Source organism: Bradyrhizobium sp. FW305-F6 (assembly GCF_058782905.1).
In genome coordinates, this window is record NZ_JBYSYD010000003.1 from 192,602 (window position 1) to 206,868 (window position 14,267).

11 protein-coding genes and 2 riboswitches are annotated in these 14,267 nt (G+C 64.2%); of the genes, 3 read left to right on the forward strand and 8 right to left on the reverse strand.

Features of this window, described 5'->3' with window-relative positions; genetic code table 11:
- Position 1 precedes the first annotated feature (1 nt).
- The 6 genes from AC3WLX_RS21280 to AC3WLX_RS21305 all read right to left on the reverse strand — a co-directional run bounded on the left by AC3WLX_RS21280 (position 2) and on the right by AC3WLX_RS21305 (position 8,357).
- Entirely contained in the window at positions 2-1,507 is a 1,506-nt protein-coding gene (locus AC3WLX_RS21280; protein WP_492337463.1) for a M81 family metallopeptidase, read from the reverse strand.
- 244 nt (positions 1,508-1,751) lie between these two features.
- The gene (locus AC3WLX_RS21285; RefSeq protein ID WP_492337464.1) at positions 1,752-3,401 is read right to left on the reverse strand and encodes an ABC transporter ATP-binding protein; all 1,650 of its coding nucleotides are present in this window, start codon (positions 3,399-3,401) and stop codon (positions 1,752-1,754) included.
- Positions 3,402-3,530: 129 nt separating this feature from the next.
- Complete coding sequence (locus AC3WLX_RS21290; RefSeq protein WP_291621530.1) at positions 3,531-4,418, reverse strand: ABC transporter permease; 888 nt, start codon at positions 4,416-4,418, stop codon at positions 3,531-3,533.
- Positions 4,419-4,436: 18 nt separating this feature from the next.
- On the reverse strand, positions 4,437-5,378 hold the full coding sequence (locus AC3WLX_RS21295) for an ABC transporter permease (protein WP_492337465.1): 942 nt from the start codon (positions 5,376-5,378) through the stop codon (positions 4,437-4,439).
- A gap of 176 nt (positions 5,379-5,554) precedes the next feature.
- The gene (locus AC3WLX_RS21300) at positions 5,555-6,850 is read right to left on the reverse strand and encodes a D-amino acid dehydrogenase (RefSeq protein ID WP_492337466.1); all 1,296 of its coding nucleotides are present in this window, start codon (positions 6,848-6,850) and stop codon (positions 5,555-5,557) included.
- Positions 6,851-6,917: 67 nt separating this feature from the next.
- Positions 6,918-7,023, reverse strand: a riboswitch (glycine riboswitch).
- A 3-nt stretch (positions 7,024-7,026) separates the two neighbouring features.
- Positions 7,027-7,131, reverse strand: a riboswitch (glycine riboswitch).
- 95 nt (positions 7,132-7,226) lie between these two features.
- Positions 7,227-8,357, reverse strand: coding sequence for a M20/M25/M40 family metallo-hydrolase (locus AC3WLX_RS21305; protein ID WP_291621524.1), 1,131 nt, complete (start codon positions 8,355-8,357; stop codon positions 7,227-7,229).
- 268 nt (positions 8,358-8,625) lie between these two features.
- On the opposite strand from AC3WLX_RS21305, the gene AC3WLX_RS21310 reads away from it, so the two are divergent.
- Positions 8,626-10,233 carry an ABC transporter substrate-binding protein gene (locus tag AC3WLX_RS21310; protein ID WP_291621522.1) on the forward strand — a complete coding sequence of 536 codons (1,608 nt, stop codon included), beginning with the start codon at positions 8,626-8,628 and terminating at the stop codon, positions 10,231-10,233.
- 562 nt (positions 10,234-10,795) lie between these two features.
- On the opposite strand, the gene AC3WLX_RS21315 is transcribed toward AC3WLX_RS21310, so the two are convergent.
- Together AC3WLX_RS21315 and AC3WLX_RS21320 are read right to left on the reverse strand one after the other, a co-directional pair.
- The gene (locus AC3WLX_RS21315) at positions 10,796-11,839 is read right to left on the reverse strand and encodes an AraC family transcriptional regulator (protein WP_492337467.1); all 1,044 of its coding nucleotides are present in this window, start codon (positions 11,837-11,839) and stop codon (positions 10,796-10,798) included.
- An 18-nt stretch (positions 11,840-11,857) separates the two neighbouring features.
- On the reverse strand, positions 11,858-12,091 hold the full coding sequence (locus AC3WLX_RS21320; RefSeq protein WP_492337468.1) for a hypothetical protein: 234 nt from the start codon (positions 12,089-12,091) through the stop codon (positions 11,858-11,860).
- On the opposite strand from AC3WLX_RS21320, the gene AC3WLX_RS21325 reads away from it, so the two are divergent.
- Together AC3WLX_RS21325 and AC3WLX_RS21330 are read left to right on the forward strand one after the other, a co-directional pair.
- Entirely contained in the window at positions 12,090-12,824 is a 735-nt protein-coding gene (locus AC3WLX_RS21325) for a hypothetical protein (protein WP_492337469.1), read from the forward strand. The two genes, AC3WLX_RS21320 and AC3WLX_RS21325, sit on opposite strands and share 2 nt — an antisense overlap.
- A gap of 55 nt (positions 12,825-12,879) precedes the next feature.
- Complete coding sequence (locus tag AC3WLX_RS21330; protein ID WP_492337470.1) at positions 12,880-14,235, forward strand: solute carrier family 23 protein; 1,356 nt, start codon at positions 12,880-12,882, stop codon at positions 14,233-14,235.
- Positions 14,236-14,267: the final 32 nt, after the last annotated feature.

Sequence of the window (14,267 nt, forward strand, 5' to 3'; positions counted from 1 at the left end):
GTTAGCGTGAAGGAGGATTGAAAACGGGGCCGTTCGGCTTGATGCGGATGCCCGGCCGCAGGCGCGTCCAGGGCAGGGTGGCGGTGTCGGCCGGCATCGCGCCGGGCGCGGCGCAGATCATCAGCTTCTCCGCGATCGGCTCGAAATCGGCGCGGAAGTGTACGGAGCTCTTGTTGACCAGGATCTTCTCTTTTGTGGGCTCGATGCCAACGTAACGATACATCGCCTGGTCGGCGAGCTGGGCCTTGTGCGAGGAGACGACGACGCGGACATCGCCGATGCGCAAGGCCGCGGACGGGCCCATCTCCATCTCGCGGCCGCCATAATAGGGACCGGGCGCGACGAAGCGGCCATCGGAGAGCTTCTCGACGACGAAGGTCTCGCGGTAGGGTTCGTCGCCGGGAATGCCCGACTTGCCGCCGAGCGACAGCGTCACGGTGGCGCCGACGCCGGCCGCATGCGCGGCCTTGGCCGATTCCGGATCGTAGATCGCGCCGGTCGCAGCACTTGCTCTGTTGCGCACCAGCGCGCGCAGCATGCCCGTGGTGTCGGAATCACCGCCGGCGCCCGGATTGTCCTGGGTGTCAGCGATGATGATCGGCTTGCTGGCGTTCTTCGCCAGTTCCATGGCGTGCCGCACGCCCTCGTCCGGCGACCAGATCTTGCCGTCGAAATCGTCCTCGTGGCTCTCGATCAGCTTCGCGATCGCGTCCGCCGCGCGATCAGCGTCGGCTTGCGTCTTGCCATAGGCGAAGACACTCGGCCCGCAGTCCCGGAAATCGGCGGCCGGGAAGCCCGGCGCGAACGAGAGGGTCGGAACGGCGTCGCCTTCCAGTGCGGCGAGCTTCTCATAGATGCCCTTGGTCGGCTGGTCGTTGGTGCATTGCCAGCTGATCGGGATTAGGAACGGCAATTGCCGGAACGCCTTTGCGAAACGCTGCTTCGTGTTCAGCAGCAAGGCGAGATGCCGCGCGCAGGCGCGGCCGGTCTCGGCCATGTCGACATGGGGATAGGTGCGGTAGGCGATCAGCGCATCCGCGTGTTCCATCATTTCGGGTGTGACATTGGCATGCAGGTCGAGGCTCGTGACCAGCGGAACATCCTTGCCGATGACGCGGCGCACGCGCGCCAGGATCTCGCCTTCGCCGTCGTCGAGATGCTCGGTCACCATGGCGCCGTGCAGATCGAGATAGACCGCGTCGAGCGGGCCGGCGGCTGAGATGCCGTCGACCATCACCTTCACGATGCGCTCGAACGCATCCTTGGTGACATGCGCCGAGGGGCTCGCGCCGCAAGCGATGGTCGGAACGAGTTCCCAGCCGTTCGCTTCGGCACTGTCGACGAAGCCGGCGAGGCCGACATTGATGCGGCGCATCACCTTCAGCACGTCGGCGCCTTCCGTCATCGCCGGCCAGCCGCCGCCATGCTGGAAGTCCGCGAACGTCGCCTTGGTCGGAGCGAAGGTGTTTGTCTCGTGCAGGAAGCCGCCGACGGCAATACGTGTCATTCAGTTCAGTCCCAATTGAAAGTGCGCGACGTTAGCCTTGGCTCGGAGGAGAGGGCAAGGCAGGAAGCACTCGCGACGTGCATAGGGTCAGGACGATTTGGGAATGCTGCGTCCCAACTCCGCCGTCATTCCGGGGCGCGCCACTTGGCGCGAACCCGGAATCCATCATGCGACAGAGTCTGCGGCCAAATGGATTCCGGGCTCATCGCTGCGCGATGCCCCGGAATGACGACAGAGAGTGTTGCTACGCGCTCGCCGCCACGCTTTCGGCCACCGGCCGGAAGTTCGCAAAATCCCAATCGCGCCCGGGCGCGGCATCCAGCAGCGCCTTGGTATAGGCCTCCTTCGGATGCGTCAGCACCTCGCCGGCGGGGCCCTGTTCCACGACGCGACCGTGCTGCATCACCACCACCTCGTCGCAGATCTGCGCGGCGACGCGAAGGTCATGCGTGATGAACAGGATGGCGATGCCGAGCCGCTTCTGGATCTCGTCCAGGAGTTCCAGCACCTGCGCCTGCACCGAGACGTCGAGCGCGGAGACCGCTTCGTCCGCGACCAGCACGTCTGGATCGAGCGCGAGTGCGCGGGCAATGGCGATGCGCTGGCGCTGGCCGCCGGAGAACTGGTGCGGATAGCGCGAGACGGCATCGGCCGGCAGGCCGACCAATTCGAGCAATTCGCGCGCGCGCTTCATCGCGTCGGCATGCGCCACGCCGTAATTGACCGGGCCTTCCGCAATGCTCTCGCCGACTGTGACGCGCGGGTTGAGCGAGCGATAGGGGTCCTGGAACACGATCTGGATCTTCTGCCGGTGCGGCTGCAGCAGGCGGCGCGAGATGTCGGCGATCTCGCGGCCGGCGAGGCGCACGCCGCCGGAGGTCGGATCGATCAGGCGGACGATGCAGCGTGCCACCGTCGATTTGCCCGAGCCGCTTTCGCCGACGATGCCGAGGGTGCGGCCCTTGCGCAGCGTGAGCGTGACCTTGTCGGCGGCCACGACCTCGCGGCCTTTGCCGAAGAAGGCGCGCTCCTTGTAGACCTTGCTGAGCTCGTTGGCCTCCAGGACGACGGGCTCGCGGCTGTCTTCGCGCGGCGGCCGCGGCACCAGGCTCGGCACCGACGAAAGCAGGTTGCGGGTGTATTCCATGGTCGGATTGCGCAGCACGGTTTCGAGCGGACCGGTCTCGACCAGCCGGCCCTGCCGCATCACCGCGACGCGGTCGGCGATCTCGGCGACCACGCCCATGTCATGCGTGATGAACAGCACGGCGGTGCCGTGATCGCGCTGGAGCTCGCGGATCAGGGACAGGATCTGCTTCTGCGTGGTGACGTCGAGCGCGGTGGTCGGCTCGTCCGCGATCAGGAGCTTCGGCTCCAGCACCAGCGCCATCGCGATCATGATGCGCTGGCGCTGGCCTCCGGAGAGACGGTGCGGATAGGAGGCAAAGATGCGCTCGACCTGGGGCAAATGGACCTGCTCCATCATGTCGAGAATGCGCTTCCTGCGGGCCCTCGCGTCGAGCTTGGTGTGCGCGCGCAGCACCTCGTCGATCTGGCGGCCGACCGGTACCACCGGATTGAGCGCGGTCATCGGCTCCTGGAAGATCATCGCCATCTGCGTCGCGCGAAGCTGGCGCAGGCGGCGGTCGGTCGCGGTGAGCAGCTCCTCGCCGACCAGCTTGACGCTGCCGCCGGTCGGCACCAGCGTGCCCTTCGGCAGCAGGCCCATCGTGGTGAGCGAGGTGACCGACTTGCCCGAGCCGCTCTCGCCGACGAGGCACAGCGTCTCGCGCGCGCGCACCTGGATCGAGATGCCGTCGAGGATGTTGGCCCCGTTCGGCTTCTTGCCGACGGAGACGACGAGGTTGTTGATGTCGAGGATGGTGTCGGTCACGTCAATTCTCTCCGTCATTCCGGGGCGCGCGTAGCGCGAACCCGGAATCCATCGGGCCGCAGTGTCGGGGTGAAATGGATTCCGGGCTCGCGACTTCGTCGCGCCCCGGAATGACGAAACCGAGGATCATCACTTCCCCTCCCGCTGCTTCATGCGGGGATCGAGGGCGTCACGGGCGGCGTCGCCGATAAGGTTGATGCTGAGGATGGCGATCGAGAGCAGAAGGCCCGGCCAGAAGATCAGCGACGGCTTGATCTGGAAGTACTGGCGACCCTCCGCCATGATGTTGCCCCAGGTCGGCGTCTCCGGCGAGATGCCGGCGCCGAGGAAGGAGAGGATGGCCTCGGTCAGGATCGCGGACGCGCAGATATAGGTGCCCTGGACGATCAGCGGCGCAATCGTGTTCGGCATCAAATGGCGCCACATGATCTTCGGCAGGCTCGAGCCGACCGAGATCGCGGCCTCCACGTAAGGCTCCTCGCGTGCCGACAGCACGACCGAGCGGACCAGGCGCGCGACGCGCGGAATCTCGGGGATCGTGATCGCGATCAGCACGGTCCAGAGGCTGGCGCCGGACAGCGACACCACGGCGATCGCGAGCAGGATGCTCGGCATCGCCATCAGGCCGTCCATGATGCGCATCATCACGGCATCGACCAGCTTGAAGAAGCCGGAGACGAGGCCGATCGCGAGCCCGATGACGATCGACAGGATCGCGGCGCCGATCCCGATCAGCAGCGAGATGCGGCCGCCATAGATCACGCGCGACAACACGTCGCGTCCGTAGGCGTCGGTGCCGAGCAGGAACTGGCCGGACGAGGGCTTCAGCCGTTGCGAGGGCGCGAGCTGGATCGGGTCATGCGGCGCGATCAGCGGCGCCAGGATCGAGATCAACACGATCAGGGCGAGCAGGAACGTCGCCGCGGCGATGATCGGGGTCGAGGTGAGGAATCCGAACCGCGGCCGCAGCGGCGTGGTGATCGGAATGGACGACTGGGGAAGGGTATCGACCGACATATTGTTGTTGTCCTTGCCTCAGTACCGGATCCGGGGGTCGAGAAGGGTGTAGGCGACGTCGATGACGAGATTGACGACGACGTAGATCAGCGAGGTCAGCAGGATCATCGCCTGGATCACCGGATAATCGCGCGCCAGCACCGCATCGACGGTGAGGCGCCCGATGCCGGGGATGTTGAACACGCTCTCGGTGACAACGACGCCGGAGATCAGCAGCGCGAAGCCGGTGCCGATCACGGTGATCACGGGCACCGCGGCGTTGCGTAGCGCATGGCGCATCATCACGGCAACCTCGTTGATGCCCTTCGCGCGCGCCGTTCGCACGTAGTCTTCACCGAGCACGTCGAGCATCGCCGCGCGCGTCATGCGCGCGATCAGTGCGATGTAGATGAAGGAGAGCGCGCAGGTCGGCAGGATTATGCGCTCGAAGAACGGACCGAAGCCGTTGAAGATGCTGCGGAAGCCCTGCACCGGCACCCAGCGCAACTCGATCGCGAAGATCTGGATCAGCACATAGCCGACCACGAATACCGGCACCGAGAAGCCGAGCACGGACAGGCCCATGACAAAACGGTCGATCCAGGTGCCGTGCTTCCAGGCGGCGATCACCCCCAGGGGAACCGCGACGATCACGGCGAGGACGATGGTGCACAGCGCGATCGAGATCGACGGCTCGACGCGCTGGCCGATCATCTTGATGACCGGCAGGTTGGAGATCAGCGACGTCCCGAGGTCGCCGTGCAGCAGCTTGTTCACCCAGGTGATGAACTGCACGATCAGGGGCTCGTTGAGGCCGAGCGAGTCGCGGATGCGTTCGAGCCGCTCGGGCGTGGCGTTGTCGCCGGCCAGAATCGCGGCGGGATCGCCCGGCGTCAGCCGCAGCAGCAGGAACACGAACAGCGCGACGACGCCCATCACGGGCACCGCGGCCAGAACGCGGCGAATAAGATAACCCAGCATGCACCTATCTCCGGCTAAGTAACGTGGGGGGCCTCGAGGCGCCCGTGAACTCTGTCGTGTCTATCATGCCTGTCACTTGGGCTGAAAAGGCCGTCCGGAGACGCCGTCCTCTTGGGGCAAATTGTGTGCCAAGGCCAGCGCTGTCGCAAGAGGCAGGCATGTCTCCGGTTGGCCACTCAGGATGCATGCCGCAGCTCGCGCTCAACCCCAAGTGAGGCAACGGTCGGCGGTGCGTTGAGCCCGCGCCAGCCGTCGATGGTCCCGGCGATCATCTGCGCGGTCGCCGCGGACAAGGTCCAGCCGAGATGACCGTGCCCGGTGTTGAAGAACACGCCCGGCATCCGTCCTGCGCGCACCACCGGCATCATGTTCGGCATCATCGGGCGCAACCCGGCCCAGGGCACGACGCGCGACGTTTCGACGGCTGGGAAGTTGCTGCGCACCCAGTCGATCAGCGGCTGCACGCGGTCGGCGCGGATGTCGCGATTGAAGTCGTTGAACTCGGCCGTGCCGGCCACGCGGAAGCGATCCGCGCCGAGCCGGCTGGTGACGATCTTGGCGGCCTCGTCGAGCAGGCTCACCGTTGGGGTGGCATTGCGGCTTTCGGCGGTGTCGAGCTGCACGGTGATCGAATAGCCCTTCACCGGATAGACGTTGACGCGCTCGCCGAGCAGGGCGGCGAAGTGACGGCTGGCAACCCCGGCGCAGACCACGACACCGTCCGCCTTCAGCATGCCGCGCGCGGCGGCATCGCTCGCGGAAAGATCGGCCCAGCCGAGCACGAAGCCGCTGCCGGCAGGCGCGATCGAATCGATGCCGGCTTCGTGGATGAAGGTTGCGCCCCGCCGCTTGCAGGCGTCCGCCAGCCCGCGGGTGAACTTGTGGATGTCGCCGGTCGCATCCGACGGCGTGTAGAAGCCGCCATAATAGTCTTTGCGCAGCGTCGGCTCGATGCTGCGGATTTCCTCCGGCGTCACAGGGCGGCGGTCGAGACCGCCTTCCTGCAGCAGCGCGTTGACGCGCAGGCCGGATTCGAACCCGGCCTTGTCGCGATAGATGTGAAGGATGCCGCGGCGCTCGAGATCGAAGTCGATGCCCTCGCGCGTCGCAAGGTCGAACAGATACTTGCGGGCTTCGATCGCGAGCCGTGTGGTCTCGATCGTGTTGGCGCGGTAGTTGCCGATGTTGGCGACGAACTCGCTCATCCACGAATATTTGTGCCAGTTCGGCCGCGGATTCATCAGCAGCGGCGCGTCGCGCCGGAACATCCAGCGCAAGCCCTTCAGGATCGTCGCGGTGCTGTTCCAGACTTCGGCGTTCGATGCGGAGAGCTGTCCGCCATTGGCGAAGGACGTCTCCATCGCGGCGTAACGGTGCTTGTCCAGCACCGTCACCTTGTAGCCGCGTTCGAGCAGGGCATAGGCGGTCGTGACGCCGGTGATGCCGGCGCCGATGATGGCGATATGAGTCATGACGTGGTTCGGGGCTCCCGTGTTTAGAGTCGGCTAACCGCCGGCCAAAGGCCGTTGGCGGCGCCCCATCTGTCACGGTTACCTGAGAGCTTGACCCGCCGCGGATTGCGCAGCGGATTATCCCCTTCGGTGGACGTCACGATTGCATGCAATCGCGCCGCCTCTCTCCAGATCGTCCTGACGATACGGTCCTTTTGCCTGAGAGTTTCCGGGGCGGTTGCTCCGTCGGCGCCGCAATGAAGGCTGACAGCCTTCGTTGCGATCTCTCCCGCGTCGTCGCGTGGACGGCCGAGCAGTACGACACGCCTCATTTTTGGACAAGGCTAAATTTAAACCGCCACTGCCGCCGTATTGTGCAGTGCAATGTTGATTCAACTTATTCCAGCGTCGCCAGCAATCCCGCCATCAAGCGGCCGCGCTCGACCAGGCTGTCGACCTCGATGAACTCTTCGAGCGTGTGGCCATTGCCGCCGCGCACACCGAGGCCGTCGAGGGTGGGGATTCCCATCGCGCCGGTGAAGTTGCCGTCCGAGCCGCCGCCGGAGCTTGCATGCGGCAATTCCATGCCGAGAGATTTGGCAATGCCGCGGGCCTGTTCATAGAGCGCCATGGTGCCGGCATCGGGCTCCCAGACCGGCCGCGTCACGCCGCGCGTGACCTTGAAGGTGACGTCGTTGCTGGTGCCGGACAGCGCCAGCATCCGTTCGACGCCGCGGTCGAGATCGGCCTGGCGCTTGGCCATGGAGAGCGCTTCGCCGGTCGCCGTGGTGGCAACGCAATTGACCCATTGGCCGCCATGGACCACGCCGACCGAGAAGGTGCAGTCCTCGGTCGTCATCGCGTCGATTGCGAGGATCTGGCGCGCCATCTCGCGGATCGCCGAGCGTCCCGCCGACAACGTCGCGCCGGCGTGGCTCGGCCGGCCCGTCGCCTCGAGATTGAAGCGCGCGATGGCGTAGCGCCCGGTGGTGACGCCGTTGTCGGCGCGGCCGGGCTCAGGCACCAGCACATACTTGTTGCGCGCGGCTTCCGCCTCGATGATGTCGCGTGTGGAGGGCGTGCCGACTTCCTCGTCCGGCGTGAACAGCACGGTGATCGGCAGCGGCGTCGTGAAAGAGGCGCGCGCCAGCTGCCGGATGGCTTCCAGGGAGAGGTAGTTGCCGCCCTTCATGTCGTAGATGCCGGGGCCGTAGCACTTGTTGCCCTCGCGCCGCCATTTCAGCTTCTCGATGGTACCGACGGGGTGGACGGTGTCCATGTGCCCGGCGATCAGGATACCCGGCTCGCCCTGCTTGGGATGAGGAAAACGCGCGCGGATGACCCCGCCGAAGCCCTGGCGGCCGGCGATGCGTTCGATCGTCGCACCCATGATTGCCATATCCCGCGCTGCGATATCGAGCATGCGGTCCACGGCGCCGGCGTCCCAGGTCGGGCTTTCGCATTCGACCCAGCCGCGCAGGCCCTCGAGCATGGCCTCGGAATCAAAGGGAAGATTGGCAGGATTCATCTCAATGTCTCTCAAGCATGGAAAGATGGAACGCGCATTGCATTGGCGCGGACGGGACAAGCGGAGGGTGTTGTAGAGCCAAACCGGTCTTTGTGGAGCCCGTGCGCGCGCCGCCAGGGCTTGCACCGAAACCGGATTGACGCGCTTCGCACTGTCTGCAAGTCTCGAAAAGATAAAGGCATTGCATGAGGTTAGATCGCCCAACGAACGAACCTCATGCTCAACCAATAATCTGCCTTTGAACAGTTTCACGTCAGGAGAACTTTCTATGTTCCACTTCATGCGCCGGGGGCCTCGCGCGTTCGCCTCCAAACTTGCGCTGTCGGTCGTCGCGCTTTCGACCGCGCTGGCCTCGCCGGTGCTTGCGGCCGGCAAGACCCTCACGGCGGTGATGCATTCGGATCTGCGCATTATCGATCCGATCTTCACCACGGCCTACATCACGCGTGACCATGGCTACATGGTTTACGACACGCTGGTGGCCACCGATTCCAACTTCAAGGTCCAGCCGCAGATGGCGGACTGGAAGGTCTCCGACGACAAGCTCACCTACACCTTCACGCTGCGCGACGGCCTGAAGTGGCATGACGGTGCGCCGGTGACGGCGGAGGACTGCGTCGCTTCGCTGAAGCGCTGGGCTGCGGTCGACGGCATGGGCCAGAAGCTCATGGACTTCACCGCCAGCATCGAGGCGACCGATCCGAAGACCATCACGCTGAAGCTGAAGGAGCCCTACGGCCTGGTGCTCGACTCCATCGGCAAGCCGTCCTCGCGCGTCGCCTTCATGATGCCGAAGCGCCTTGCGGAGACACCGCCGGACAAGCAGATTCCCGAGCAGATCGGATCCGGTCCCTTCAAGTTCGTGCAGGGCGAATTCCAGCCCGGCGTGAAGGCGGTGTACGTCAAGAACACCGACTACGTGCCGCGCAAGGAGCCGGCGAGCTGGACCTCCGGCGGCAAGGTGGTGAAGGTGGACCGCGTCGAGTGGATCACCATGCCGGACTCGCAGACCGCGGTGAACGCGCTGCAGTCGGGCGACATCGATTTCATGGAGAACCTGCCGTTCGACATGTTGCCGGTGCTGGAAGGCAACAAGGAGCTCACGATCCAGGTTCTGAACAAGTTCGGCTTTCAGACGCTCGGCCGGATGAACTTCCTGCATCCGCCGTTCGACAACGTGAAGGTGCGTCGCGCCGCCTTGCTGGCCATCAACCAGAAGGACGTGCTCGATGCGCTGGTCGGCAACGCCAAATACCAGAAGATCTGCGGTGCGTTCTTCATTTGCGACACGCCGCTCGCGACCGATATCGGCTCGGAGACCCTGGTCAAGGGGAACGGCATGGCGGAAGCCAAGAAGGCTCTCGCCGAGTCCGGCTATGACGGCACGCCGATCGTGATCATGGCCCCCGGCGACGTCACGACGCTGAAGGCGCAGCCGATCGTCGCGGCCCAGCTGCTGCGCGAGGCGGGTTTCAAGGTCGACCTTCAGGCGACCGACTGGCAGACGGTTGTGAGCCGCCGCGCCAGCCAGAAGCCGCCGAAGGAAGGTGGCTGGAACATGTTCTTCACCAACTGGGTCGCGGCCGACGTGTCCAACCCGATCGCCAATCTCTCGATCGGCGGCCAGGGCAAGAAGGGCTGGTTCGGCTGGGCGGAGGACGCCAAGATCGAGCAGCTCAAGGACGCTTTCGTCCGCGCGGCCTCGGTCGACGATCAGAAGAAGATCGCCGCCGACATCCAGAAGCAGGCCTATGAGCAGGTGATCTACATTCCGCTGGGGCAGTATCTGATCCCGAGCGGCTGGCGTAAATCGCTGACCGGCGTGCTCGACGGTCCCGCGACCCCGGTGTTCTGGAACGTCGACAAGAAAGAGTAGACGCAGCACGCCTCGCGTGTGGAAAAAGAACGGCGCCGCAGTCTCCTGCGGCGCCGTTTTCTTTCAACGATTTTTGGATCGCTATGGTCTAACAGTGACTGTCGCGCAGCTGCTCCAGCCCTTCGCTCGCGAACGCTAGGCTCGGACCCATCCGTTCATCGGACCGAGGCCGCGAAATCGGCTGTTCGATCTCGGACGCGAGCTGGTCCGATCTGTTGTCTTGTTCCATCTCGACCATCCTCTGAATTGCTGCGGTACAACATCGGCAGGGGCGGGAAGTTCCTGACGGATGGTCACGAAAGGTGCGCCGACAATTGCGTCCTTCACTGGACGTTTTCCTGCGACCTCGGGCGATGGCAGCATTCAGCTTCCCGCCTGAACCGATCGCCTTGCCTGCGGCCGACAGCTGTCGAAATGCCATCGACATCGCCGAGGCCCGAGGCCGGGGGGAGTTATCGACTTGGCCGATCAACAACCGCTTGAATTGATTGCCCCGGCCCGCTGCAGACCGTGAGACAAATCGATCTGCATTCTCGTGGTTTGCCGCAAAGCCTGCTACCCGTCACTCCTTCGAGTGACCGTCGGTATTTCGCCTGTCGCGCCTGGAACGACGATACTCGCGCGGCGTGAGCCCGGCAAAGGCCAGCATCCGGGCAACGAGATGACTCTGGCTGGAGAAGCCCGCTTCCGCGGCCACGGCGGCTATCGACATCGTTTCATGTTCAAGCAGCCACATCGCACGACGAAGGCGCTCGTCCCGGACGTAGTGTCCGGGGGTCGTTCCGAACGCATGCCGGAATGCGAGGGCGAAGCGAGTCGTTCCCATGCCCACCAGACTGGCCAACGCGGGGACGTCGATGCGGCCGTCCAACGACGCGCCGATATAGCTCCGCAGAACCTCAATCTGGGCCCCTGTCAGCGTCGGTTGGGCGGCATGGCCCGGTGTCGGCAAAACAACGGGATTGGCCGCGCCATGCGCGGGTGCAGAACGCCTATATCTTGAGAAATTGTGGGAGTGCTGGTCGAGCAGCAACGATAGTCCGTGCTCCGCAACGCTCTCAACTGGGTCGGCCGGACAGTCATGAATGGCGGTGAGTGCGTCCAGCGCGCCAACGATTTCGGCCCATCTGGCGGCAAGGGACGGTGCCAGGGGCGAAGAGTCGAGTTTGAGTGGCTCCGCTGGGGCAGCCCCCAGATACAAACGGCAAGCGGCATTCACCAGGGACGGTGCAATGATGATCGCAGTATCGGCGAGGTCGTGCGACGTCTCGACCTCACGAGCCGCTCCGGATGCGAAAGGTATCCAGCGGCCTTGCTCGCAATCGACGACCCGATCGGGTGTCTGCACTCTTGCGTTTCCCTTCGTGCGCAAGAAGATGGCGAGACCCCCGTCATCTGAAGCCAACCCCTCGAGGCTCAGCCGGAAGGGCATCGAGAAACGAGCTCGAATGACGCCGACGCCGCCGGCCGAACGTCCATGCAGCGTGATCCGGGCCCGGCGGTCATCGCCCAAAAATGAAAATCGGTTCTTGCCGTAAAGGCTTGTCAGCGTCGCTCTTACCTGATCGGGGCCGGCGTCGGAAAAACGGAAACTACCCAAATTCATTTTTCCCTTCCTCGCTCATCAGCGGGGCTGTGCGGGCTCGTAAATGATTGGCGTGAGGCTTTTGATGGCCGATGTAAAAAATGCGTCGAAATCTGCAAGCGGAGTTCCGCCATTGTGCCCTATGGAGAAGTCCGGCGCCAGCGGCCGCTCGCGTTGCGGCGAGGGCGGCCCATCTAAAAGGTGAATAGCAATGATTTTGACCAAGAGATTGGAAGTGTTGGTTTTGGGGGCGACCGTTTCCAGCGTGCTCATGGCAGCTCCCGCGCTCGCCGGCACGGTCTTCACCGACGGCACGTTCAGTACGAGCAACTATATTGTTACCTCTTATTCGGGTCCGGCAGTAACGACGTCCTATGGACAGACGCCTTCAGGCAATCCCGGCACTGCACTGGAAGGCAGCTACGGCGCACAGGGCGGAAATGCTCCCGGGGTGCTGTTCACGGCCATCAACACGAACTTCGTATACAATCCGGGCGTAAGTGGTGCCATCGGCTCGCTATCAGCCTCTCTCGACCGGTTCTTCGAGCCGACGGTCAATGGGGCGCAGATCGCAGTCGGGAGCTACTCCCTTCGCATCCTGGCGCAGCAGGACGGTAAGATCTACCAGAGCATCTTTACGTTCGGCCCGTTCAATCAGCCCGGCGGCAACTGGTACACGCTGGCCGCGACGAATATTCAGGCAAGCGATTTCAAGCTGTTCGATCCCGCCAACTTCAGTGCAGCGGGATCGGCGACCGGGCTGGACTTCTCGGGAGACGCCATCACTTTCGGCTTCGCCATGCGAGCGGCCGGTGCAGTCGATTCGAACGGCGCTCCGATCGATTTGCCCTCGTCGGGCATTTTGCGAGCCGACAACTTTGAGCTTTCGATCGCGGCGGTCCCCGGGCCGATCGTCGGGGCAGGATTGCCCGGCCTGATCATTGCCTTCATTGGGATCGGAATCGCACTGCGGTCGCGCAGGAGCTTGTCGCCGCTGGCGGCCTGACCTCCCGCGTGCGAAGCTCCGGCCCGAGCACGATTGGCCGCAGGCTTGGAAGGTCATGGACGCGTCGCCCGATTCCGACGATACGATCGACGATGATCGGAGCGGACGACGCGCCAAGCGCGGCCTTATGGAGCGTCACTTCCTCATCTCGGAACGTGGGAGCACCGTCGGCAGGGAAATACTTGCCGGCCTGACGACCTTCGTGGCCATGGTCTACATCGTCGCCGTCAATCCCGCGGTGATGGCCCAGGCCGGCATGGACCGCAACGACGTCGCGATCGCGACGATCATCGTCTCGATTGCCGGCAGCATGGCAACCGGCTTGTTGGCAAACCTGCCGCTAGGTCTCGCGCCGTCCATGGGATCCAACGCGTTTTTCGCGTTCGTCATCGTTGGTCAGATGGGCCTGTCATGGCAGGCGGGCCTGGCGATCATGCTCATGTCCGGCGTCATCGTGCTCCTGCTGGGCATCGCAGGCATACGCGAGCGCCTTACGCAAGGTATTCCGGACGACATGAAGATCGGCCTGAACGCTGCCTTCGGAGTGTTCCTATGCCGGATTGCGGTCAGCCAGATGGGTCTTTCAGCCGGCCCGGATTCCCGCCCCGACGCGGGATTGATACTCTTGCTCGTTGCCGCAATACCCGCAACGTTCGTACTGGCCGCACGCCGGACTCCGGGAGCCCTGATCGGATCCGTCCTGGTCACGGCGACGATCTGTGAATTGGTGAGCGGGCGTGGCATGGCGAATATGTTCGCGGCCTTGCTTCCGGTTTGGCCGCATTGGCCTCTGCATACGGCATTCGCGCTGGACCTCGGTCCTCTTGCAGCAAAGCCGCTGGAGGGACTGATCGCGCTGGCCTTCGTGACCTTCAACGAATGCGTCGGGCTGATCGCCACCACCGTCACCGTGACGCGAACAGCGGGGTTGGAGATCGCCGGCAGCGTGCGTGCCGCCTATATGAGCGACGCATCTGCGACAGTGCTTAGTGGCCTTCTCGGCACCGCGAGCGTCAGTCCATACATCGAATCCGTCGCTGGCGTCGAAGCGGGAGGCCGCACCGGCCTGACCGCGATCGTGGCCAGCGTTGGATTCATCGCGACCCTGTTCTTCTCACCGCTGTTTTCGTCCATCCCCCCGGTTGCGACCACGCCTGCTTTGATGACCCTGGGCGGACTGATGGCATGGCGCAGCATCGGCGAGCTCGCGGCAAAGGACATCGTTTCGACCATCGTGAGCGTCACCATGGCCGTTGCCGCCCTGTTATCCGGCAATTTGACCGATGCCCTGGCGCTGGGGATGATTGTCTACCTCGTCGCGCGATGGCATGCCGGCATCGTTTCCCGACCTGCGCGGGTTTTCTGCATCCTGTTTGTCGCGACGTGGGCCGTTTCCAAGCTTGTGGTCTGAGTTCTCAACTGCAGACACGCATGCGCCCTATC

Excerpts from the sequence above, each read along its gene's own strand:
- AC3WLX_RS21280 (WP_492337463.1), bottom strand. The coding sequence starts at position 1,507 with ATGACACGTATTGCCGTCGGCGGCTTCCTGCACGAGACAAACACCTTC.
- AC3WLX_RS21325 (WP_492337469.1), top strand. The coding sequence starts at position 12,090 with ATGGCAGCTCCCGCGCTCGCCGGCACGGTCTTCACCGACGGCACGTTC.
- AC3WLX_RS21300 (WP_492337466.1), bottom strand. The coding sequence starts at position 6,850 with ATGACTCATATCGCCATCATCGGCGCCGGCATCACCGGCGTCACGACC.
- AC3WLX_RS21315 (WP_492337467.1), bottom strand. The coding sequence starts at position 11,839 with ATGAATTTGGGTAGTTTCCGTTTTTCCGACGCCGGCCCCGATCAGGTA.
- AC3WLX_RS21305 (WP_291621524.1), bottom strand. The coding sequence starts at position 8,357 with ATGAATCCTGCCAATCTTCCCTTTGATTCCGAGGCCATGCTCGAGGGC.
- AC3WLX_RS21330 (WP_492337470.1), top strand. The coding sequence starts at position 12,880 with ATGGACGCGTCGCCCGATTCCGACGATACGATCGACGATGATCGGAGC.
- AC3WLX_RS21310 (WP_291621522.1), top strand. The coding sequence starts at position 8,626 with ATGTTCCACTTCATGCGCCGGGGGCCTCGCGCGTTCGCCTCCAAACTT.
- AC3WLX_RS21320 (WP_492337468.1), bottom strand. The coding sequence starts at position 12,091 with ATGAGCACGCTGGAAACGGTCGCCCCCAAAACCAACACTTCCAATCTC.
- AC3WLX_RS21295 (WP_492337465.1), bottom strand. The coding sequence starts at position 5,378 with ATGCTGGGTTATCTTATTCGCCGCGTTCTGGCCGCGGTGCCCGTGATG.
- AC3WLX_RS21290 (WP_291621530.1), bottom strand. The coding sequence starts at position 4,418 with ATGTCGGTCGATACCCTTCCCCAGTCGTCCATTCCGATCACCACGCCG.